General features: G+C 31.7%; 1 protein-coding gene and 1 pseudogene. Both read left to right on the top strand.

Annotated elements, in window-relative coordinates; translation table 11 throughout:
• Positions 1-438: pseudogene (gene glgC / locus VGE71_RS18820) on the top strand (glucose-1-phosphate adenylyltransferase); the annotation flags it as partial.
• 54 nt (positions 439-492) lie between these two features.
• The gene (gene glgB / locus VGE71_RS18815) at positions 493-2,397 is read left to right on the top strand and encodes a 1,4-alpha-glucan branching protein GlgB (protein WP_331139679.1); all 1,905 of its coding nucleotides are present in this window, start codon (positions 493-495) and stop codon (positions 2,395-2,397) included.
• Positions 2,398-2,583 lie beyond the last annotated feature (186 nt).

Genomic DNA, 2,583 nt, shown 5'->3' with positions numbered 1-2,583 from the left:
GATAACGAAAATAAAATTTTCACAAGACCTCGATTACTTCCACCATCAAAATTTAGAAATTCTATTATTAATCAGTCTTTAATTTCTGAGGGATGTATTATAAATGCTAAAGAAATAAAAAGTTCTGTAATTGGAATTCGTTCTAGAATTGGAGAAGGAACTGTTCTTGAAAACTGCTATGTAATGGGTAACGATTTTTATCAGGATTTGGATGAATTAAATCATGAAAGTAGTATCAGTAAAATTCATGTAGGTATTGGTGAAAATTGCTTTATCAAAAATGCTTTAGTAGATAAAAATGTACGCATTGGAAATAATGTTCATATTAGCGGAGGAAAACATTTAGACAATTTTACCAATGAATTATATAGTATAAAAGACGGAATTGTCGTTATTAAAAAAGGAGTAACATTATCTGATAATTTTAGAATAGAATAAAATTTTAAACTCAAAACTTAAAAATCCAAATTCCAATTGCCTTAAAAACAAAACATGAGTAAAGTAATCGCACATTCACTATTTACAGACTTCGATATAGATTTATTTAAAGCAGGCAAACACTTTAAGCTATACGAAAAATTAGGAGCACATCTTATTGAAGTTAATGGAGTTAAAGGTGTTTATTTTGCAGTTTGGGCTCCAACGGCTCATTCAGTTTCGGTTGTTGGTGATTTTAATTATTGGACCCAAGGGGAGCATAATTTGAATGTTCGCTGGGATTCTTCTGGAATTTGGGAAGGATTTATTCCTGACATTTCTAAAGGAGCTCTTTATAAGTATAAAATTCAATCTAATATAAATGGTGTAGTAACAGAAAAAGCAGATCCATTCGCCTTATATTGTGAAAAACCACCACATACAGCCTCCGTAGTTTGGGATTTAGACTATAAATGGAAAGACGAAAACTGGATGCAGAATCGTAAACAGAAAAATGCATTAGACAAGCCTTATTCTGTTTACGAAGTGCATTTGGGTTCCTGGAAACGAGCAGATCATAACCGTTTTTTGAGTTATCTTGAATTGGCAGAAGATTTAGTAAAATACGTTAAAGAAACCGGTTTTACTCATGTCGAATTTATGCCTATCATGGAATATCCTTACGATCCTTCATGGGGATATCAATTGACAGGATATTTTGCTCCAACTTCTCGTTTTGGAAAACCTCAGGATTTTATGGTTTTGGTCGATAAATTACATCAAGAAGGAATTGGCGTAATTCTAGATTGGGTTCCATCTCATTTTCCCGATGATGCACATGGTTTAGGTTTCTTTGATGGTTCTCATTTATATGAGCATCCAGATCGTAGAAAAGGGTATCATCCGGATTGGAAAAGCTTAGTTTTTAATTATGGAAGAAATGAAGTGAGAGCTTTTCTAATTAGTAATGCTGTTTTCTGGCTTCAAAATTATCATATAGATGGATTACGGGTAGATGCCGTTGCTTCGATGTTGTATCTTGATTATTCTAGAAAAGATGAAGAATGGGAAGCCAATATTTATGGAGGAAGAGAAAATTTAGATAGTATTAGTTTTCTTAAAGAATTTAATGAAGTTATCTATTCTAACTTTGATGGAGTTCAAACGATTGCAGAAGAAAGCACTTCGTTTCCTATGGTTTCAAGACCAACTTCTTTTGGTGGTTTGGGTTTTGGAATGAAATGGATGATGGGTTGGATGCATGATACTTTAAAGTATTTTCAAAAAGAAACAGTTTATAGAAAATACCATCAGAATGACTTGACTTTTTCAATGACATATGCTTTCACTGAAAACTTTATGCTTCCATTTTCTCATGATGAAGTGGTTTATGGTAAAAACTCTCTCATTTATAAAATGCCTGGAGACGAGTGGCAGCGATTTGCAAATTTAAGATTGTTGTACGGCTATATGTTTACGCATCCTGGAACAAAATTGTTATTTATGGGTGCTGAATTTGGTCAAACCAACGAATGGAATTTTGAACAATGTTTAGATTGGCATTTGCTGCAGTATGATTTTCATTCAGGGATAAAAAGATTAATAACAGATTTGAATCACTTATATAAATCTTATCCTGCATTGTATGAAAAGCAATTTGTATATGATGGTTTTGAATGGATTAATTACTCAGATCATCAAAATGCTGTTTTATCTTACATCAGAAAAGGAAATAATCCAGACGAAAATGTAGTAGTTGTCTGCAATTTCACGCAAGTGGTACGAGAAAATTATAGAATTGGAATTCCGAAAAAAGGCAAGCTAAACGAAATTTTTAATAGTGATGCTTCTATTTATGGAGGAAGTGGTATTGGAAATTCAAAAGCAATAAAAATAGAATCAATTTCTTATGACGGTAGAGAATTTTCGGCAGAACTTATTTTACCACCATTAAGTGTAACGGTGTATTCTTTCAGTTAAAAAAAATCTTACAAACATATTTAGAAGTTATTAATTTGTCATTTTAGCCGCTGAAAATTATCATATTGTTTATTTTTTGTTTTCTAATTATAAACTCAAACAGGAAAAACGTTTTCGTTAATAAACCTTTTATTCATAGGGCTTTATGATCTTTTTTTGTATGTTTGAAAGAAAGACAAAAGTTAT

The sequence above is a fragment of the Flavobacterium sp. genome (assembly GCF_036405015.1).
Lineage (GTDB): Bacteria > Bacteroidota > Bacteroidia > Flavobacteriales > Flavobacteriaceae > Flavobacterium.
Note: the sequence above shows the minus strand (reverse complement) of the source record. Positions and strands in the feature narration are given on the sequence as shown.

Bases quoted from the DNA above. Each gene is read 5' to 3' on its own strand.
- glgB (WP_331139679.1), top strand. From the start codon at position 493: ATGAGTAAAGTAATCGCACATTCACTATTTACAGACTTCGATATAGAT.